This window comes from Luteimonas sp. TWI382, from assembly GCF_039674545.1.
Taxonomy (GTDB): Bacteria; Pseudomonadota; Gammaproteobacteria; order Xanthomonadales; family Xanthomonadaceae; genus Luteimonas.
In genome coordinates this window covers 44,955-63,158 of sequence record NZ_JBDJNS010000018.1, presented here as the reverse complement: position 1 = coordinate 63,158, position 18,204 = coordinate 44,955, and the positions used below count along the sequence as shown (strand labels likewise).

Genomic DNA, 18,204 nt, shown 5'->3' with positions numbered 1-18,204 from the left:
CAGGCGGCGAGGTGTTCTCGCGCGATGAGGGCTTTTGGCCCCTTCCCCCGTTTTTTACGGGGGAAGGCTGGGATGGGGGCCGCGTTCCACGACACGCGCTTACCCCCACCCGGCGCCTCCGGCACCGACCTCCCCGCATGCGGGGGAGTTGATTGCGAGGGCGTGCGTCCTCGCGAAAGACCTGCGCGACGAACGCCTCAGCCATCGCACCCCAGCGCGCGGAGGGTGCCGCGGGCCTTGGCGCGGGTCTCGTCGAGTTCGCGCGCGGGGTCGGAGTCGGCGACGATGCCGGCGCCGGTGCGGAAGCGCGCGGTGTCGCCTTCGATCTCGGCGCTGCGGATCAGGATGTTGAGATCGAGGTCGCCATCACTGTTCAGCCAGCCCATCGCGCCGGTGTAGGCACCACGGCCCTGCCCTTCGAGCTCGGCGATGATCTGCATGCAGCGGACCTTCGGGCAGCCGGTGATCGTGCCGCCGGGGAACACCGCGGCGATCGTTCGCCCCGGCGTCGCGTCGGACCGCAGTCGGCCGCGCACATTGCTGACGATGTGGTGCACGTGCGCGTAGCTCTCCACGCACATCAGCTCGTCGACTTCGACGCTGCCGGCCACGCACACGCGCCCCAGGTCGTTGCGCTCCAGGTCCACCAGCATCACATGCTCGGCGCGCTCCTTCGGGTGGCCGACCAGTTCCTGCACGCGGGCCAGGTCGTCGTCGCCGTCGAAGCGGGCGCGGGTGCCGGCGATCGGCCGGGTCTCGACGAGGTCGCCGCGCACCGAGACCAGACGCTCAGGCGAGGCGCTGGCGACCGCCCAGCCCGCGCCCTGCAGCAGGCCGGCGAATGGCGCGGGGTTGTGCTCGCGCAGGCGGGCGTAAAGCGCGGCAGGATCGAGCGCGCCGGCGAAGGTCGCACGCCAGCCGCGCGAGAGGTTGGCCTGGAACACGTCGCCGGCAGCGAGGTAGTCGAGCACGTGGCGCACCCCGTCGGTGAAGCGCGCCGGGGTGTCTTCGTCGAGCGCGAGCGGCGCGCGCCAGGCGGGCAACGGCGCAGGCGCGACCGCCGCCGCCTCGATCAGGGCGTCGAGCAACGCGGCGTAGCCGGGCTCGGCGACCGCGACGACCTCGCCCGTGGCGTGGTCGCGCAGCACCGCGGCCGGACAGCGCCAGGCCATCGCGACCGGCAGATGGCCGACAGCGGCGGGCAGGTCCAGCACCGGTTCGACCTGGGCGGCGAGTTCATAGCCCAGATACAGCGCCCAGCCGCCGCGGAAGGGCCAGCGCGGTTCGTCGCGATCGCTGCGTGCGGCGCGCCATTGGGCATCGAGCAGATCGAGGAATGCGCCTTCGAGGCTGCGACCGTCGGCATCGCGCGTGATGCCATCGGCATCCAGTCGCAGCGATGCGCCGTCGGTCGCCAGCAGCAGGTCCCAGCGCGATTGCGCGGTGCCGTGCGCCACCGACTGCAGCAGCAGTGGATGGCGTGCGGGCGTGGCGCGCTGCAGCGCGAGCAGGTCGGTGTCGGCGGGCAGCGGTCGGGTGATCAGCACGGGGCGGCCGTCGTGAGTGAGCGTCAGGCGTCGAGTTCGGTCCAGCGCAGGTAGGCGGCGTCGAGCGCGTCCTGTAGCTGCTGCAATTGCTGGCCGTGCGCGGCGATGCCGGCGGCGTCGCGCTGATAGAACGCCGGCGTGTTCATCTCCTCGGTCATGCGCGCGATGTCCGTCTCCAACTGCTCGATGCGGCCGGGCAATTGTTCGAGCTCGCGCTGGTCCTTGTAACTGAGCTTGCGCTTGGCCGTGACCGGCGCTTCGCCCACGGCCGGCGTCGAAGCGGCTTGCACTGCGCTGGCCGCGGATTTCGCCGCGAGCGTGGTCGCCGGCAGCGCCTCGCCCGGCTGCGGGCGTTGGCGCAGCCAGTCCTCGTAACCGCCGATGTACTCGCCGACGTGACCCTCGCCTTCCATCACCAGCGTCGAGGTGACCACGTTGTCGAGGAAGTCGCGGTCGTGGCTGACCAGCAGCAGCGTGCCGGGATACTCGCCCAGCAGTTCTTCGAGCAGTTCCAGCGTCTCGACGTCGAGGTCGTTGGTCGGTTCGTCCATCACCAGCAGGTTGGACGGCTGCGCGAACAGCTTGGCCAGCAGCAGACGGTTGCGCTCGCCGCCCGAGAGGCGGGTGATCGGCGCACGCGCGCGTTCGGGCGTGAACAGGAAATCCTGCAGATAGCCGATCACGTGCTTGCGGGTGCCGTTGATCTCGACGAAGTCCTGGCCTTCGGCCACGTTCTCCAACGCGTTCCAGTCCTCGCGCAGCGTCGCGCGGTATTGGTCGAAGTACGCGATCTGAAGCTGCGTGCCCGCGCGCACCTCACCGGTCTGCGGCTGCAGCTCGCCCAGCAGCAATTTGAGCAGCGTGGTCTTGCCGGTGCCGTTGGCGCCGATCAGGCCGATGCGATCGCCGCGGAAGATCGTCGTGGAGAAATCGCGGATCAGGACGCGATCGCCGAAGCCGAAGCTGATGTCTTTGAGCTCGACGACCTTCTTGCCGGAATTGCCGGCCGAGGCCGCGGCCATGCGCACGTTCCCGGTGAGATCGCGGCGCTGCGCACGTTCGACGCGCATCGCCTTGAGCCGGCGCACGCGGCCTTCGTCGCGGGTGCGGCGGGCCTTGATGCCCTGTCGGATCCACGCCTCTTCCTGCGCCAGCATCTTGTCGAAACGCGCCTGCTCCTGGGCCTCGGCGTTGAGGCGTTCCTCGCGGCGGCGCACGTAGTTGTCCCAGTCGCCGGGCCAGCTGGTCAGCTTGCCGCGATCGATCTCGATGATGCGCGTGGCCAGCGCACGCAGGAATCGGCGGTCATGGGTGACGAACACGATTGCGCCGGGCCACTGCTTGAGGAAGCCTTCGAGCCAGTCGATCGCGGCGATGTCGAGATGATTGGTCGGCTCGTCGAGCAGCAGGATGTCCGGCGCCGACACCACCGCACGCGCCAGCAGCACGCGGCGCTTCATGCCACCCGACAGCCGGGTGAATGCGGCATCGCCGTCGAGCTGCAGGCGTTCGAGGACCTCGGTCACACGCTGGTCGATGCGCCAGCCGTCGAGGGCGTCGATGCGCGCCTGGACGTCGGCGAGTGCGTCGTAGTCCTCGGCGTGCAGCAGGCGGTGGTACTCGGCCAGCGCCGCGCCCGCCTCGCCCAGGCCGCCCGCCACGACGTCGAAGATGCTGCCGTCGGCGCCCGCGGGCACTTCCTGCTCCAGGCGGGTCACGCGTACGCCCTGCTCGCGGCGGATCTCGCCGTCGTCGGGCTTCAGCTCGCCGTCGATCAGGCGCATCAGGGTGGACTTGCCGGCACCGTTGCGGCCGATCAGCGCCACGCGCTCGCCGCGTTCGATCGAAAATTCCACGCCGTCCAGCAGCAAAGGGCCGCCGACGCTGTAGTCGACGGCATTCAAGGTCATCAAAGGCATCCGCACAGTGTAGCGGTCCGCGCCGCTGACCGGACCGCCATCGCAGTCTCGGACATCGGACGCACCTGAACCCGCGCCCTTAGGGTGATCCCTAGTTGGACCGGCCCCGGAACCGGCGTATCCAGAAAGACACCCCTGATCGCACGTCCGCGTCGCAGCGCGATCGCCCCCGAAGGAGACGTCGATGAATGCCATTTCCGCCGTCGGTCCGCAGACCGCCCTTCCCGCTTCCGATGCGCCCAGCGGGCGCGCGCTGACCGTCCAGCACGGCGACACCCTGTCCGGCCTGGCCGCGCAGCTCGGGGTGCCGCTCGACACGCTGCTGGCGGCCAACCCCCAGGTACTGAACCCCGATGTCATCTATCCCGGCGATGCCATCAACGTCCCCGGCGGCACCACGCAGGCCGCCAGCGGCGGCGGTGGCAGCTACACCGTGCAACCCGGTGACTCGCTGTCGGGCATCGCCTCGGCCAACGGCACGACCGTGCAGGCGCTGCTCGACGCCAACCCGCAGATCCACAACCCCGACCTGATCGTGGTCGGCGACCGGATCCATCTGCCGGGCCCCAGCGGTGGCGGGACCGGCGGCGACGGTGCCGGCCCGGTCGAGGGCCCGGACCCGACCGCACCGCCCGCGACCGGCGGCGCGGGCGGCGTCACCGCAGCCGAGCTGCAGCAGATCGTGCCGACCCTCAGCGCTGCGAAGGCCGAAGCGGTGGCGCCGCACCTCAATGCCGCGATGGCGGAGGCCAACATCGACACCCCGCAGCGCCAGGCGATGTTCATCGCCCAATTGGCGCACGAGAGCGGCGGCTTCCATTACATGGAAGAGATCGCCAGCGGCGCGGCATATGAAGGCCGCGCGGACCTAGGCAACACCCAGCCGGGCGACGGCGAGCGTTACAAGGGGCGCGGCTACATCCAGGTGACCGGCCGCCACAACTACACCGAGGCCGGGCGCGCCCTGGGCCTGGACCTGGTCAACAATCCCGAGCTCGCCGCGCAGCCGGAGAACGCCGCACGCATCGCCGCCTGGTATTGGGAAAGCCGCGGTATCAACGCCGCCGCCGATGCCGGCGACTTCACCCAGGTCACGCGCCTGATCAACGGCGGCACCAATGGCCTGGCCGACCGCGAGGCCTACTACGCGCGCGCCAGCGCGATCCTGGACTGAGCGGCGCAGCGGTAGGCGTACACGCCGGTCGATCATGCCGTGCCGCATGACCGACCGGCCCCCGGCCCGGGGTCATGGTGCCGCGCGGCGACCGACGCTGCGCCCTAGGGAATGTCGAAGCCTGCGGGGTCGTTCGGGATCCCGAGCCGCTCGAACAACGCAGGCCCGATCTGCGACACCGCCTCGCCATCGCAGCGGCGCTCGACCGCGTCGCCACCGCCGACCGGCGCGATCGCGACGCCGGCCTTCTCCCAGCCGCGGCCGATGCCGGTAAACAGCGTGTGGACCTGCCCCTGGTGATCGAAGCGCAGGAAGGCGCCGCCACCGCCCGAATACATTAGTGTGCTGCCACGAAACGCCTGCGCCGGCGCGGTGTCGTCGGACGGATAGACCACGGGGGGCGCCGTGCCCTGCGCTGCGCCGCTTCGGTACGTCATGCGCGCGCCGTCGGGCGACCCGCACAACGCATCGACCCCTGCTGCGTGGCGGCAGCCGAATACGACGGTTTCGCCGTCCGGACAGAATGTGACGGCCTCCGGCGCCGGGGCGCCGGTCGTGGCGGGCGGCGGAGCGGGTGTGGCGCGGGCGTCCGATGTCGGCGCAACGCCAGGATCGGCCGTAGCGCCGGGAGACGTCGGTGCACGATCGGCGTCGGTGCACGCGGCGAGCAGCAGCAGCGAGAGCGAGGCAGCGAGCGGTTTCATGGGAACACCAGGCAGCCAGAGACAACGCCAGCCTGCCATGCCCGGTGTCGGCAGGCCGCGACCGCGGTCACGACTGGCGCCACGTCCCCGCGCGATCGCCCGGCGCAACCAGACCGTCAGGAACTGCACGAGAGCATCGAGCAGCCCGGCTTGCTGCGCGCCCAATCCGGCCGGCGCGCGGCGAAGGCGTCACGCCCCGGCTGATCGTCGTAGGGGCGGCGCAGCACGTCCAGCAGCTCGGCAATGCCTGCCGCATCGCCGCCCTCGGCGCGGTCGATCGCCTGCTGGGTCAGGTAGTTGCGCGGCACGTAGCGCGGGTTGGCCGCGTGCATGCGCGACCGTCGGTTCTCGGCGGGTTCGGCGGTGTCGGCCAGGCGCGTGGCGTAGTCGCGCAACCACGCGGCCAGCCCGTCCTCGACCGCCGCGCGGCGCGCCGGATCGTAGAACGCCTCGCCAACCGGATCGAGCGACGGCGCGGCGAGGTCGAGATCGGCCAGCCCTCGGAAGAACAGTGTCATGTCGACCTCCCCTGCCTGCAGCAGGCCGTACAGGCGCTGCATCAGCGCGACGTCGCCCTCGCGCGCATCCGGCAGACCGAGCTTGGCGGCGGTGTTGTCGCGATTGGCGGCGCCGTAGGCGGCGGCATAGGCGTCGAGCCCGGCCTGCAGCGGCGCGACCTCACCGAACAGCGGCGCCAGCGCCTGCGCCAGCCGCCCGAGGTTCCAGTGCGCGATCCGCGGCTGCCAACCGAAGCGATAGCGCCGGCCCTGGGCATCGGTGGTATTGGGCGTCCAGTCCGGATCGTAGTCGTCGATCCAGCCATACGGCCCGTAGTCGATCGTCAGGCCCAGGATCGACATGTTGTCGGTGTTCATGACGCCATGCACGAAGCCCACGCGCATCCAGCCGGCGATCATCGTCGCGGTGCGGGTGCAGACCTCGGCGAACCAGTCGCCGTATCGCGTCTCGCCCTGGCCGGCCAGATGCGGAAAGTCGCGGGCGATCGTAAAGTCGGCCAGGCGCTTGAGCAGCGCAAGGTCGCCGCGCGCGGCCGGCAACTCGAAATGCCCGAAGCGCACGAACGACGGCGCGACCCGGCACACCACCGCGCCCGGCTCGGCGGCCGGATGGCCGTCGTAGAACATGTCGCGCACGACCGCATCGCCGGTGGCGACCAGCGACAGGGCGCGCGTGGTCGGGATGCCCAGGTGATGCATCGCCTCACTGCAGACGAACTCGCGGATCGACGAGCGCAGCACCGCCCGGCCGTCGGCAGTGCGCGAGTACGGCGTGGGCCCGGCGCCCTTGAGCTGCAACTCCCAACGCTGCCCGTCGTCGGCAACGCCCTCGCCCAGGGTGATCGCGCGGCCATCGCCGAGCTGCCCGGCCCAGTGACCGAACTGGTGCCCGCCGTAGTTGCCGGCGAAGGGCATCATCCCCGGTGCGAGCGCGTTGCCGCCGAAGACCTGCGCGAATGCCGGCGAGGCGACGGTCTGGGCATCGAAGCCCAGCGCCTGCGCCATCTCGGCCGAATGCGCGAGCAAGCGCGGCGCAGCGACCGGCGTCGGCAGGACCGGCGACCACAGCGCACCCTCGACCTGGCGCCGCCGGCTGCCGGCCTCGGCATCGCCCGGCAGCTCGCGCACGAAGCAGTTGTCCAAGCGCAGACCATGCGTCAGCGCGACCTGCGGCAGGACCGTCGTGCTCATCGCCCCAGCTCGTAGGGACCGCCGACTTCGAGCGCGCGCCGGTAGGCCGGCCGCGCATGGATCCGCTCGACGAAGTCGCGGATATGCGGACCGACGTACTCGCCCGCGCGCGCCACTGCGGCCTCCAGCGGAAAGCTCATCTGGATGTCGGCCGCGCTGAAGCGCTCGCCGAGCAACCACGGCTGCGCCTGCAGTTCGCGCTCGACATAGCCCAGATGCGTGGCCAGTTGCGGGCCGACAAACGCCTGCATCGTCCGGTCGGCGATGCCGCGCGCGATCGGCCGCACGAAGAACGGCATCGGCGCGCTGCGCAGGCGCGCCATCACCAGGGTCAGCAGCAGCGGCGGCATCGCCGAGCCTTCGGCGTAGTGCAGCCATTGCCGGTAGCGCAGCCGCGCGTCCTCGTCGTCCGGCGCGGGCGAGAGCGTATGCGTGGGGTCGAAGCGCTCGACCAGAGTTTCGACGATCGCCCCCGACTCCACCAGCACGCGGCCGTCGAGCTCGACCACTGGCGACTTGCCCAGCGGATGCACCGCGCGCAGCGCCTCGGGGGCAAGCATGGTGCGGGCGTCGCGCTGATAGCGCACGACCTCGTAGGGTTGCCCCAGCTCCTCGAGCAACCACAGCACGCGCTGGGAGCGGGAGTTGTTCAGGTGGTGGACGCGGATCGTCGCCATCGGGTTCTCTGCGTTCGGCTTGTGGGCGCCATGATGGGCCAGAGCATGACAAGACGCGGAGAATCGGAGCAAAGCGCGCCCCAACGGTCGGCAATCGCTGCACGCAGCGCAGCCACTACAATGGGCCATGCGACTTCTGCTGCTCTCGCTCGGGACCGGGGCGCTTCCCGACTTCATCGCCGACCACGTCGGTCGGCCCGCGTCGACTGTGCGACTGGGCTATCTCGACGACGCCGCGCGTCCCTACGCGGGGCTGCCGTTCGTGGCCGCCGAGCGCGCGCGGATCGTGGCCCAGGGGTACCGGGTGATCGCGCTGACCGCGGGCGACTTCGAGGATCCGGCCGCGTTCGGCGCAACGCTCGAGGGACTCGATGCGCTCTACGTCGCCGGCGGCAATACGTTCGCCCTGCTGGCGGCCTTGCGTCGCCGCAGTGTCGACGCGGCGTTGGTGGCGCAGGTCCAGGCCGGCCTGCCCTATATCGGGGCCAGTGCCGGAGCGATCGTGACCGGTCCCAGTATCGAACCCGCATCGCTGATGGACGACCCGGCCGAGGCGCCGGCGCTGGCCGAGCGTCGGGGACTTGGGCTGGTCGATACCGTCGTGATCCCGCACGCCGACGGTGCCTTGCCGCCGTATCCGCCCGCCCTGATCGCCGAGATCCGCCGCACCTACGGGGCCACATATCCCCTCACGTTCCTCGACGACGACCAAGCCCTGCGGATCGACGATGCAGCGCCGCGCCTGATCGCCTCGCCCTGAGCAGCCGCGGACCGGGCGATCCGGATCGCGCAGGCATCCGCGCCTGGTCGCACCGCGCGTCGGCAGGGCTCCAGGCCGGCTGCTGCCATTGGCTTCGATACGCATTCCGCGATCCCGGGGCCATCGCGGGTTACACTATGCGGTTCCCCCGACCGGCACCGCGCCGGCGCTACGAGAGACCGCACCATGAGCGCCGAGACGCCCATCGCCCCCGCTTCGACCCCCAAGTTCACCGACCTCGCCTTGCCCGAGACGCTGCTGCGCGCGCTGGCCGGCGTGGGCTACGAGTCGCCGTCGCCGATCCAGGCCGCGACCATCCCCCCGCTGCTCGAAGGCCGCGACGTGCTCGGCCAGGCGCAGACCGGCACCGGCAAGACCGCCGCATTCGCGCTGCCGATCCTGGCGCGCATCGACCCGGCCGCCCGCAAGCCGCAGGCGCTGGTGCTCGCCCCCACCCGCGAACTGGCGATCCAGGTCGCCGAGGCGTTCCAGAAGTACGCCGCGCACATGCCCGGCTTCCATGTGCTGCCGATCTACGGCGGTCAGGGCTACGGCCAGCAGCTGTCGGCGCTCAAGCGCGGCGTGCAGGTGATCGTCGGCACGCCCGGCCGCGTGATCGACCACCTCGAGCGCGGCTCGCTCGATCTGTCGGAGCTGCGCGCGCTGGTGCTCGACGAGGCCGACGAGATGCTGCGCATGGGCTTCATCGATGACGTCGAAGCGGTGCTGAAGAAGACGCCGGACACGCGCCAGGTGGCGCTGTTCTCGGCGACGATGCCGACCCAGATCCGGCGCATCGCGCAGACCTATCTGCGCGAGCCGGTCGAGATCGCGATCAAGGCGACCACCACGACCGCCGCCAACATCCGCCAGCGCTACTGGATGGTCAGCGGCACCAACAAGCTCGATGCGCTGACCCGGATCCTGGAAGCCGAACCGTTCGACGCGATGATCATCTTCGCGCGCACCAAGCTGGCGACCGAGGAACTGGCCGAGAAGCTCTCGGCGCGCGGCCTGGCCGCGGCCGCGATCAACGGCGATCTCGACCAGAAGCAGCGCGAGAAGACCATCCAGCAGCTCAAGGATGGCCGTATCGATGTCCTGGTGGCGACCGACGTCGCCGCGCGCGGGCTGGACGTGGAGCGCATCAGCCACGTGCTCAACTACGACATCCCCTACGACACCGAAAGCTACGTGCACCGGATCGGCCGTACCGGCCGCGCCGGGCGCAGCGGCGAGGCGATCCTGTTCGTGGCCCCGCGCGAGCGCGGCATGCTCGGCGCGATCGAGCGCGCGACCCGGCAGAAGATCGAGCAGATGCAACTGCCGACGGTCGAGATCGTCAACGAACGCCGCGTCGACCGCTTCCTGGAGAAGATCACCGGCGCGCTGGAGAGCCCGCAACTGGCGCAGTTCCGCGACCTGGTCGATCGCTACGAGCGCGAGCACAACGTGCCCGCCGCCGAGATCGCCGCGGCCCTGGCCACCCTGGTCCAGGGCGACACGCCGCTGTTGCTCGATCCGCCGCGCAAGCCCGAGAAGCCGTTCGAGCGCGAATTCGTCGAGCGGCCCGGTGGTCGCGAAGCCTCGCGCGCCGCACGCGAGCCGCGGGAGCCCCGCGAGCCTCGTGCGCCGCGCCCCGACCAGGGCCCGCGCGAGCCCGACGTGGGCATGGAGACCTTCCGCATCGAAGTCGGCTACGTGCACGGCGTGCAGCCGGGCAACATCGTCGGTGCGATCGCCAACGAGGCCGACCTGGAAAGCCGCTACATCGGCCGGATCGACATCCGCGACGACTACAGCCTGGTCGACCTGCCCGAAGGCATGCCGCGCGAGCTGCTCGAGCACCTGAAGAAGGTGCGTGTGGCCGGTCAATCGATCCGCATGCGCCGCGCCGAGGAGGCCGACATGGCCGCCGCCCCGCCGCGCAGCGGCAAGCGTCCGTTCGCCGGCAAGCCGCACGGCAAGCCTGGCTTTCGCCCCGGCGGCGGTCCGCGCAAAGGCCCCCGCCGCGACTGACACTAAGAACCGGGGTCAGAGTCGAATTTCGCTACGGAACACCGGGGTCGAGCGCACGTCAGGCGAAATTCGACTCTGACCCCGGTTTTGGATGTGCCTAGAATCGGGGGATGCCCCGCATTCTTGTTTTCCAGCATGTCGCCGCCGAGCCGTTGGGAACGCTCGATCCGCTGATCCGCCGACGCGGACACCGGATCCGCTTCGTCAACTTCGAGCGTGAGCCCGATGCGCAGCCGACGGTCGATCGCTACCGCGGTCTGATCGTGCTGGGCGGTCCGATGAACGTCGAGGACCGGCACGCACGGGCGCATCTGCTGACCGAGTTGCGCGCGATCGAGCGCATGCTCGAACTCGGTCGCCCGGTGCTGGGCATCTGCCTGGGCGCGCAGTTGCTGGCGCACGTGCTCGGTGCGCCGGTGAGGCGCATCGCGCGGCCTGAGATCGGCTGGTATCCGCTGCGCAGCACCGAGGCCGGGCTCGGCGACCCCGTGCTCGCCCCGCTCGGTGCCGGTGCCCCGGTGTTCCAGTGGCATGGTCGGCATTTCGAGATTCCCGGCAGCGCCGTGCACCTGGCGCGCACCGACAGTTGCGAGCAGCAGGCCTTCCGCTATGGCGACAACGCCTACGGGTTCCAGTTCCACCTGGAGATGGACGCGCCGCTGATCGAACGCTGGCTCGGCACGCCGGCCTATCGCGACGAGCTCGCCAGCGCCGGCCTGCCGCACGACGCCGATGCGATCCGCGCACTGACCGCGCAGCACATCGCACCGATGCAGGCGCGCGCCGAGGCGGTCTTCAACACCTTCCTCGACCTCGTTGGCCGCCCCGACCGCCGCTTCGTGCTGCCGTCGCGGGAGTTCGGCTGAGCCGGCACATCAGCGTGGCGAGGCCGACCTGCCCGGCGCGCGGGTGGGCACGGGTCGCCCCCAAAAGCGCCCCCATCCCAACCTTCCCCCTGTAAGGGGCGCAATGCCCCGCGTGACGGCGGACGGAGCGACGCCGCACTTCGCCGCCGGGGTGAGTCGGCGCGCACAGCGCGTCGGTTGTGGCTGCTGGGTCGCCCTCCAAAAAAAGCGCCCCCATCCCAACCTTCCCCCGCGTCGCGGGGGAAGGGGCAGAGCCGCAGCCCGCACGTTCCGGGGAGGAGGCAGAGCTCCCCCGGGGGGAAGGGTCAGAGCCGCGATCCGTGCGTTCCGGGAAGAGGCAGAGCTACCCCGCGGGGGAAGGGTCAGAGCCGCGACCCGTGCGTTCCGGGGAAGGGGCAGAGCTATCCCGCGCGTCGAGGGGAAGGGGCAGAACCGCAGCCCGTGCGCTCCGGGGAAGGGGCAGCGCTATCCCGCACGTCGCGGAAGGGGCAGAGCCGCAGCCCGTGCGTTCGGGGAGGGCGCAGAGCTGCAGCGCCGCGGGTGACGGGACGCAAGCTTGCCCCTCCCCCGCCTGCGGGGGAGGTCGACGCGCAACGCGCGTCGGGTGGGGGCACGGGCCCGCCGCTTAAAACAACCCGCCGATCTTCGGCAGCGAGACGTCCGGCAGCCGGACATCCGGGCCCAGCACATGCCAGACCTCGGCCAGCGGCGGCCAGCCCAGATACGGCGCCAGCCACCAGTAGGCGGCGACCAGGATCAACACGGTCACCAGCAGACGCAGCACCACGCCGGCCACCTTGAAGGCGAGCCAGATGCCGACGATGACCAGGACGAAGCCGAGCCAGCTCACGCGGCCTCCGCTCCATCGTGCAGCGGGCGCAGCGCGGGATCGAGCGCGACGCGCTCGTCGAAGACGAAGCAGCGGCCGTCGTAGCCGAAGCCGCCCACGCGTTCGAAGTACCCCAGAATGCCGCCGTCGAGTTGCAGCACATTGTCCATGCCGTCGGCACGCATCCACAGTGCCGCCTTCTCGCAACGGATGCCGCCGGTGCAAAAGCTCACGACGGTCGCGTCGCGCAGCCCATCGCGGTGCGGGGCCAGCGCCTCCGGCAGTTCGGTGAAGTTGTCGATCGGCAGGGTCAGCGCGCCGGCGAAGCTGCCGTGGGCGACTTCCTCGCGGTTGCGCGTGTCGAGCAACACCAGCCGGCGACCTGCATCGTCGTGACCCTGCGCGATCCAGCGCGCCAGGTCTTCGGGCGCGACATCGGGCGCACGGGCCGGTGCCGCCAGCGGCATCGCCTCGGGCCTGCGGAAACTGATGATCTCGGGTTTGACCTTGACCTTCAGCCGTGCGAACGGCACCCCCTCGCTGCCGCTGCGCTTGACCTGCAGCGTGGAAAATCGCGGGTCAGCGCGTACTGCTTCGACCAGCGTGTCGATGGCCGCAGCGGCGCCGGCCAGGAACAGGTTGATCCCCTCCGGGGCGACGAGCACCGTGCCGCGCAGTTCGCCGGCTTCGGCCAGCGCACGCAGCCAGTCGGCGACGGCAGCCGGATCGTCGATGGCGGCGAAGTGGTAGGCGGCGAGGTTGTCGATCATGGGCGCAATTGTAGCGGGGCCCGCCCTCGGCCTCCGCGCCGACGCCCTCGCCCGCGGGAACCGGTTGGCAGAGCGCAAACGATCGGGCCGCCGAAAACCCAGAGCGCGGCATGAGAGCCGATCTCGGGACCGGGAGGTTCCGCCAGCGGCCCGATGCCCCCACCCCAGCCCTCCCCCGCGATGCGGGGGAGGGAGCGCGCAGTGATTGCGGGACAGGCCGCCCCCGCGATGCGGAACAACGAGTGCGGTCGCAATGGCGCGCAACTGCTGTGGGACGGCGCTTTCCCGCTTTGCGGGCAGGGAGCCATCCCGGCGCCTTGGTCCAAGCGGTCAGCACAGAACGCCGAACGTGAGGGACGACCTCAGCGCTCGTAGTTCTCCCGCACGAAGCGGTCGAACAGCCGCACACCAAAGGCCGATGCGCCGGCCGGTGTCGTCGGCAGCTCGTTGCCGTCGCGCCAGGCCATGCCGGCGATGTCCAGGTGCGCCCAGGCGCGGCCCGGATCGATCCACTCGCCGATGAAGTGCGCCGCCGTGCCCGAGCCCGGGCGGCCGCCGCCGTTGCGCAGGTCGGCGATCGGCGATTCGAGCAGCTTGCCGTAGCCCGGATGCATCGGCATGCGCCAGACCGGCTCGCCGGCCGCCTGGCCTGCGGCGGTGAGTTGCGCGGCCAGGGCATCGTCGCGGGTGAACAGGCCGGCGTAATCGTTGCCCAGCGCGGTGACGATCGCGCCGGTCAGCGTGGCGATATCGACAATCACGCGCGGGTTGTCCTGGCGCTGGACGTACCACAGCGCATCGACCAGCACCATGCGCCCTTCCGCGTCGGTGCTCATGATTTCGTAGGTCTTGCCGGACGCGGTGCGCACCACGTCGCCGGGGCGCGCGGCGGTGCCCGAGGGCATGTTCTCGGCCAGCGCGGCCACGGCCACGGCGTTGACCTTCGCGTTGCGGCCGGCGAGCGCGAGCACGGCGCCGGTCGCGCTCGCCGCGCCGGTCATGTCGTACTTCATGCGCCACATGTTCTCGCTGCCCTTGATCGAGATGCCGCCGGTGTCGAAGGTGATGCCCTTGCCGACGAACGCGACCGGGGCGTCGCCGCGCGCGCCGCCGTTGTAGCGCACGACCATCAGCCGCGGCGGCCGCGCACTGCCCTGCCCCACGGCCAGCAGGCTGCCCATGCCCAGCTTGTCCATCGCCGGCACGTCGAGCACCTCGATGCTGACGTTCGGTGTGCCGGCGAACGCCGCGCGCGTCCGCGCGACGAACACCTCGGGATACAGCACGTTGGCCGGTTCGGTGACCAGGTCGCGTGCGAACGCCACCCCCTCGGCCACTGCCTTCCAATCGCCGTCCCAGGTGCGCGCGGCATCGGCGCCCGCGGGGCTGCGCACGACCAGCGTGCCGGTCCCGGCCGCCTGGGCGTCGCCCCCGCTGCGGTAGGTGTCGAAGCGGTACTGGCCCAGCGCGGCGCCGAACGCGAGGTGCGCGGCGGCGCCCGATTCGGCGCCTTCCCACAGTACGTCGATCTGCGGCGCACGGCTGCGTGCGGCGAACCGACCGACCTGGCCCCCGACGTCCTCGATCCGGCGCGCATCGGGCGTGCCGGCGCCGGTGCCGATCAGCAACACGCGGTCGTAGCCGGCGATGCCCGGCAGGTCGAGCTGGCTGTCGGCCTTGCCGCTGAAGCCGGCCGCGGCGATGGCCCGGGACAGCGCACCCTGACTGGCGGCGTCGATCTGTGCGAACGCGCCGCTGCGTGCGCCGCCGTCGGCGACTTCCGGAACCGCCAGCACCAGTGTGCCGCCGGCCGGCGTCTGTGCGCTGTCGAAGCGGATGTCGCGCTGCGCAGCGGCAGGCAGGGCAAAGGTGGCGATCAGGCTCGCGAGCAGCAGCGGCTGCAGCGGTCGGGGTCGGCGCATGGAATCTCCGATGGGCGAAGGGCGGGCCCGCGCTTGCGGGCAACCATCGACCTTAACAATGCCGGCGCGTCTGACGCCGTGCCGATGGTCATGCCTGCCCGACCGCGCTCACGCTTTCGGCGAGCCGTCCTTCGCGAGATGGCGACTGGCCCACATGTTGTCGACGAGGTTGGGATAACGCCGGCCGTTCTCGTCGGCACGCTGCTGCGCTGCGTTCTTCTGCGCCGTGCTCAACCGGGTGCGTGCGGACCGCGGCTTCGGATTCGGCCGCGTCCAGGGTTTGGTCTTGGGCTTGGGCTGCGCGCGGGTCGGCGTACCGGACATGGCGATGCGCTCATCGAGTGCGAAGGGTCGCCCGTCCCCGTCCGCCGGCAGCGATGCCGGCCAGGACGACGACGGGACGGTCGCGAGCTTGCAGTGCCCGACGTCGCCCCGGCGTGACGTGGGCTCAGCGCGAGAGCATGTACCCGGGCACCGCCATCAGCCCGATCAGCGCCACGATCGCGGCGACGATCAGTGCCACGCGCAGCGGGTTGGCCCGCATGATGTCGGCGAAGGTCTCGGCGGTCCCGTCGCGCTCGGCCTGCGCCTGGTCGGCACGCGCGCGTGCCTGGCGCTTGGCCTGGTAGTCGGCCATCAGCGCCTTGGCGCGCGGCAGGTCGTCGTTGTCACGCAGCCAGATACCGCCCTGCGAGATCCCGAACGGGCTGGGCCGGGTCTGGTACCAGTCGATGCGGGCCTCGTCGAGGAAGGCGCGCACGTCGGCGGCCTCGTCCTCGGGCACGTAGCGCAGGTTGAGCAGCAGTTTGGCCATGGCGATCGGAGAAAACGGGGACGGCGGCAGCGTGCGCCGATGATAGCCCGGCCTCAGCGTTTGGTCGTCACCGCGCGACGCAGGTTGTGGCGCGCCTGGGTATCCAGGCGCGCATGGAAGCCGTCGTCGAGATACAGCCGGTCGCGCGCCAACAACGCCTTGAGAAAGCGTCGACGGTTGAGCGCATACAGCCAGCGCGGCACATGGCGGTACTCGGACGCGATGCCACGATCGTAGGCATCGAACGCGGCGGGATCGGCGCCGAGAATGGCCATGTCGCAGTCGAGGAAGCGCCGGGTGTCGTCGCCCTGCGCGTCATGCGAGAAGTCGTCCGGCGCGAGGCTGCCGTGGCGCGCGGTGAGCTCGATCAGCTCGACCACGCGCGCGACATCGACGCCCGCCTCGGGCAGCCAGCGCGCGATCGCGTCGGCCGCCAATTGCGCCGAGCGTGCCTCGTTGTCACTGCGGCCGGCCTCGTAGATCGCGTCGTGGTAGAGCACCGCCAGCCACACCTCGACCGGCTGCGCCCAGCCCTCGGCCGCGGCGACGGCATCGTAGTGGCGCAGCAGCTCGGCCACATGCTCGAGGTTGTGATAGGCGCGCGGTGGCGTGGCGTAGGCCGCCTCCAGCGCAGCGCGCATCGGTGCCGGCAACGCGATCGGTCCCGGCCTGGTCATGTCGCCACCCGCCACGGCCGCACCACCAGCAGCGCACCGACGCCCACCAGCACCGCGCCAACGACCCGCATCGCATCGATCGGGCGCGGCTGCGAGAGCACGCCGAAGTGATCGACCAGCAGCGAGCCGACCAGTTGCCCGGCCACGATCAGGCAGATCATGCCGGCCGCGCCGAGCCGTGGCACCAGCAAGGTGCCACTGAACACGAACACCGCACCGATCAGCCCGCCCAACCACAGCCACGGCGGCAGCGCGGCCAGCTCGCGCAGCGTCGGCCAGGGCGTGCGGCTGGCCGCCAGGGCCAGCCCGAGCGCGCAGGTGCCTACGGCGAACGAGACGAAGGACGCGAACAGCGCCCCGTGGGTCAGCGCGCCCAGGCGCGCATTGAGCAAGGCCTGCAGCGGCAACGCCATGCCCACGACCGCAGCGAGCGCGATGCTGGACAGCAGCCAGATGTTCATGCGGAGCTCCGGCAGGGCGGCGGATCAGTCTACGTGCCGCGGCCCGAGCCTGCGCGCGCTCATGCCGCCGGGCGGTCGCGCGGCAAGGCCAGCAGCGCGCCCAGGCTCAACAGCGCCGCCACCGCGAGGTAGGCACCGACTGCGTGCAGGCCGAAGCGACCGCCCAGCCAGGTCGCCAGATACGGCGCAAGCGAGGCGCCGAAGATGCCGGCCAGGTTGAACGCCAGCGAGGCGCCGGTATAGCGCACCGTGGCGGGGAACAGTTCGGCCAGCAGCGTGCCGACCGGGCCATAGGTCAGGCCCATCAGCCCCAAGCCAATCATCAGGAACGCGAGCGTGGCACCGGAGCTGCCGGCGACGAACAACGGCGCAAAGCCCAGGCCGAACAGCGCGATGGCGATGCTGGCCAGGATCATCGTGCGGCGACGGCCGACGCGGTCGGCATACAGCGCCGACACTGGAATCGTCGCAGCGAAACACAGGACGCCGACCAGTTGCAGCAGCAGGAACTGCTCGCGGGTGTAGCCGAGCCGCGCAGTCCCCCAGCTCAGCGCGAAGACCGTCATCAGGTAGAACAGCACGAACGTGGCCAGCGCGAGCAGCGTGCCCAGCAGCACGCCGCGCCCATGGCGCAGCAGCACCTCGCGCATCGGCAGGCGCACTCGCGCATGACCGTCGAGCACACGCTGGAAGTCGGGCGTCTCGGTGATGCGCAGGCGCACCCACAGGCCGACGAGCACCAGCAGGGCGCTGGCCAGGAACGGAATGCGCCAGCCCCAGGCCAGGAACGCCGACTCGTCCATCACCCGGCCGAGCAGCAGGAAGGTGGACGTCGACAGGAAGAAGCCCAGCGGCGCGCCGAGCTGCGGGAACATGCCGTACCAGGCGCGCTTGCCGGGCGGTGCATTCTCGGTCGCCAGCAGCACCGCCCCGCCCCACTCGCCGCCCAGGCCCAACCCCTGACCGAAACGGCACAGCGCGAGCGCGATCGGCGCGGCGATACCGATCTGGGCGTGGGTGGGGAGCAGGCCTATGACGACGGTGGAGATGCCCATCGTCAATAGCGCGGCCACGAGCGTGGCCTTGCGGCCGATGCGGTCGCCGTAGTGGCCGAAGACCGCCGAGCCGATCGGGCGGGCGATGAACGCCAGCGCGAAGGTGGCGAGCGACTGCAGCGTCGCCGCGGCGGGATCGGCGTCGGGGAAGAACAGCGCCGGGAACACCAGCACGGCCGCGGTGGCATAGATGTAGAAGTCGAAGAACTCGATGGTCGTGCCGATCAGGCTTGCAAACAGCACACGGCCTTTCGAGTTGGGCGGCGTCGGGGACATGGTGAAGGCGGCGCGGGGGGAGCCG

At 71.0% G+C, this 18,204-nt stretch carries 17 protein-coding genes; 4 read left to right on the top strand and 13 right to left on the bottom strand.

Going from position 1 to position 18,204, the window contains the following annotated elements; genetic code table 11:
- Nucleotides 1-197: 197 nt before the first annotated feature.
- Together ABE505_RS12080 and ABE505_RS12075 are read right to left on the bottom strand one after the other, a co-directional pair.
- On the bottom strand, nt 198-1,547 hold the full coding sequence (locus ABE505_RS12080) for an aminodeoxychorismate synthase component I (RefSeq protein ID WP_346444632.1): 1,350 nt from the start codon (nt 1,545-1,547) through the stop codon (nt 198-200).
- 23 nt (nt 1,548-1,570) lie between these two features.
- On the bottom strand, nt 1,571-3,466 hold the full coding sequence (locus ABE505_RS12075) for an ATP-binding cassette domain-containing protein (protein WP_346444633.1): 1,896 nt from the start codon (nt 3,464-3,466) through the stop codon (nt 1,571-1,573).
- A gap of 184 nt (nt 3,467-3,650) precedes the next feature.
- Between ABE505_RS12075 and ABE505_RS12070 the strand changes: the two genes are divergently transcribed.
- Nucleotides 3,651-4,640 carry a LysM peptidoglycan-binding domain-containing protein gene (locus ABE505_RS12070; protein WP_346444635.1) on the top strand — a complete coding sequence of 330 codons (990 nt, stop codon included), beginning with the start codon at nt 3,651-3,653 and terminating at the stop codon, nt 4,638-4,640.
- A gap of 104 nt (nt 4,641-4,744) precedes the next feature.
- Here the strand turns inward: ABE505_RS12070 and ABE505_RS12065 are convergent, their stop codons facing one another.
- The 3 genes from ABE505_RS12065 to ABE505_RS12055 are packed head-to-tail and all read right to left on the bottom strand — an operon-like array spanning nt 4,745 to nt 7,730.
- Nucleotides 4,745-5,473 carry a hypothetical protein gene (locus ABE505_RS12065; protein WP_346444637.1) on the bottom strand — a complete coding sequence of 243 codons (729 nt, stop codon included), beginning with the start codon at nt 5,471-5,473 and terminating at the stop codon, nt 4,745-4,747.
- Nucleotides 5,461-7,053 (bottom strand): protein adenylyltransferase SelO, encoded by a 1,593-nt coding sequence (locus ABE505_RS12060; RefSeq protein WP_346444639.1) that lies wholly within the window; start codon nt 7,051-7,053, stop codon nt 5,461-5,463. The genes ABE505_RS12065 and ABE505_RS12060 overlap by 13 nt, the downstream gene beginning before the upstream one ends.
- Complete coding sequence (locus tag ABE505_RS12055) at nt 7,050-7,730, bottom strand: glutathione S-transferase (protein WP_346444641.1); 681 nt, start codon at nt 7,728-7,730, stop codon at nt 7,050-7,052. Before ABE505_RS12055 ends, ABE505_RS12060 begins: the two co-directional genes overlap by 4 nt.
- Nucleotides 7,731-7,857: 127 nt before the next feature.
- Between ABE505_RS12055 and ABE505_RS12050 the strand changes: the two genes are divergently transcribed.
- The 3 genes from ABE505_RS12050 to ABE505_RS12040 all read left to right on the top strand — a co-directional run bounded on the left by ABE505_RS12050 (nt 7,858) and on the right by ABE505_RS12040 (nt 11,375).
- On the top strand, nt 7,858-8,490 hold the full coding sequence (locus ABE505_RS12050) for a Type 1 glutamine amidotransferase-like domain-containing protein (RefSeq protein ID WP_346444643.1): 633 nt from the start codon (nt 7,858-7,860) through the stop codon (nt 8,488-8,490).
- Between the two features lie 186 nt (nt 8,491-8,676).
- Nucleotides 8,677-10,509 (top strand): DEAD/DEAH box helicase, encoded by a 1,833-nt coding sequence (locus ABE505_RS12045; RefSeq protein ID WP_346444645.1) that lies wholly within the window; start codon nt 8,677-8,679, stop codon nt 10,507-10,509.
- Between the two features lie 110 nt (nt 10,510-10,619).
- Nucleotides 10,620-11,375 (top strand): glutamine amidotransferase, encoded by a 756-nt coding sequence (locus ABE505_RS12040; protein WP_346444646.1) that lies wholly within the window; start codon nt 10,620-10,622, stop codon nt 11,373-11,375.
- 625 nt (nt 11,376-12,000) lie between these two features.
- On the opposite strand, the gene ABE505_RS12035 is transcribed toward ABE505_RS12040, so the two are convergent.
- The 8 genes from ABE505_RS12035 to ABE505_RS12000 form a co-directional block, all read right to left on the bottom strand.
- A complete protein-coding gene (locus ABE505_RS12035) occupies nt 12,001-12,225 on the bottom strand; it encodes a hypothetical protein (RefSeq protein WP_346444647.1) in 225 nt (74 codons plus the stop codon).
- Nucleotides 12,222-12,974 (bottom strand): sulfurtransferase, encoded by a 753-nt coding sequence (locus ABE505_RS12030; RefSeq protein ID WP_346444649.1) that lies wholly within the window; start codon nt 12,972-12,974, stop codon nt 12,222-12,224. The genes ABE505_RS12035 and ABE505_RS12030 overlap by 4 nt, the downstream gene beginning before the upstream one ends.
- A gap of 362 nt (nt 12,975-13,336) precedes the next feature.
- Entirely contained in the window at nt 13,337-14,896 is a 1,560-nt protein-coding gene (locus tag ABE505_RS12025; RefSeq protein WP_346444650.1) for a leucyl aminopeptidase, read from the bottom strand.
- A 108-nt stretch (nt 14,897-15,004) separates the two neighbouring features.
- Entirely contained in the window at nt 15,005-15,220 is a 216-nt protein-coding gene (locus tag ABE505_RS12020; protein ID WP_346444651.1) for a hypothetical protein, read from the bottom strand.
- Nucleotides 15,221-15,344: 124 nt separating this feature from the next.
- On the bottom strand, nt 15,345-15,710 hold the full coding sequence (locus tag ABE505_RS12015) for a DUF6164 family protein (protein WP_346444653.1): 366 nt from the start codon (nt 15,708-15,710) through the stop codon (nt 15,345-15,347).
- Nucleotides 15,711-15,763: 53 nt separating this feature from the next.
- The gene (locus ABE505_RS12010) at nt 15,764-16,387 is read right to left on the bottom strand and encodes a hypothetical protein (RefSeq protein ID WP_346444654.1); all 624 of its coding nucleotides are present in this window, start codon (nt 16,385-16,387) and stop codon (nt 15,764-15,766) included.
- The gene (locus tag ABE505_RS12005; RefSeq protein WP_346444656.1) at nt 16,384-16,848 is read right to left on the bottom strand and encodes a DMT family transporter; all 465 of its coding nucleotides are present in this window, start codon (nt 16,846-16,848) and stop codon (nt 16,384-16,386) included. The genes ABE505_RS12010 and ABE505_RS12005 overlap by 4 nt, the downstream gene beginning before the upstream one ends.
- 59 nt (nt 16,849-16,907) lie before the next feature.
- Nucleotides 16,908-18,179, bottom strand: coding sequence for an MFS transporter (locus tag ABE505_RS12000; RefSeq protein ID WP_346444658.1), 1,272 nt, complete (start codon nt 18,177-18,179; stop codon nt 16,908-16,910).
- Between the last annotated feature and the right edge of the window lie 25 nt (nt 18,180-18,204).

What these genes read in the sequence shown, in the direction of transcription:
- ABE505_RS12070 (WP_346444635.1), top strand. Translation starts at nt 3,651, where the DNA reads ATGAATGCCATTTCCGCCGTCGGTCCGCAGACCGCCCTTCCCGCTTCC.
- ABE505_RS12000 (WP_346444658.1), bottom strand. Translation starts at nt 18,179, where the DNA reads ATGTCCCCGACGCCGCCCAACTCGAAAGGCCGTGTGCTGTTTGCAAGC.
- ABE505_RS12025 (WP_346444650.1), bottom strand. Translation starts at nt 14,896, where the DNA reads ATGCGCCGACCCCGACCGCTGCAGCCGCTGCTGCTCGCGAGCCTGATC.
- ABE505_RS12050 (WP_346444643.1), top strand. Translation starts at nt 7,858, where the DNA reads ATGCGACTTCTGCTGCTCTCGCTCGGGACCGGGGCGCTTCCCGACTTC.
- ABE505_RS12060 (WP_346444639.1), bottom strand. Translation starts at nt 7,053, where the DNA reads ATGAGCACGACGGTCCTGCCGCAGGTCGCGCTGACGCATGGTCTGCGC.
- ABE505_RS12075 (WP_346444633.1), bottom strand. Translation starts at nt 3,466, where the DNA reads ATGCCTTTGATGACCTTGAATGCCGTCGACTACAGCGTCGGCGGCCCT.
- ABE505_RS12045 (WP_346444645.1), top strand. Translation starts at nt 8,677, where the DNA reads ATGAGCGCCGAGACGCCCATCGCCCCCGCTTCGACCCCCAAGTTCACC.
- ABE505_RS12010 (WP_346444654.1), bottom strand. Translation starts at nt 16,387, where the DNA reads ATGACCAGGCCGGGACCGATCGCGTTGCCGGCACCGATGCGCGCTGCG.
- ABE505_RS12040 (WP_346444646.1), top strand. Translation starts at nt 10,620, where the DNA reads ATGCCCCGCATTCTTGTTTTCCAGCATGTCGCCGCCGAGCCGTTGGGA.
- ABE505_RS12020 (WP_346444651.1), bottom strand. Translation starts at nt 15,220, where the DNA reads ATGTCCGGTACGCCGACCCGCGCGCAGCCCAAGCCCAAGACCAAACCC.
- ABE505_RS12030 (WP_346444649.1), bottom strand. Translation starts at nt 12,974, where the DNA reads ATGATCGACAACCTCGCCGCCTACCACTTCGCCGCCATCGACGATCCG.
- ABE505_RS12005 (WP_346444656.1), bottom strand. Translation starts at nt 16,848, where the DNA reads ATGAACATCTGGCTGCTGTCCAGCATCGCGCTCGCTGCGGTCGTGGGC.
- ABE505_RS12055 (WP_346444641.1), bottom strand. Translation starts at nt 7,730, where the DNA reads ATGGCGACGATCCGCGTCCACCACCTGAACAACTCCCGCTCCCAGCGC.
- ABE505_RS12015 (WP_346444653.1), bottom strand. Translation starts at nt 15,710, where the DNA reads ATGGCCAAACTGCTGCTCAACCTGCGCTACGTGCCCGAGGACGAGGCC.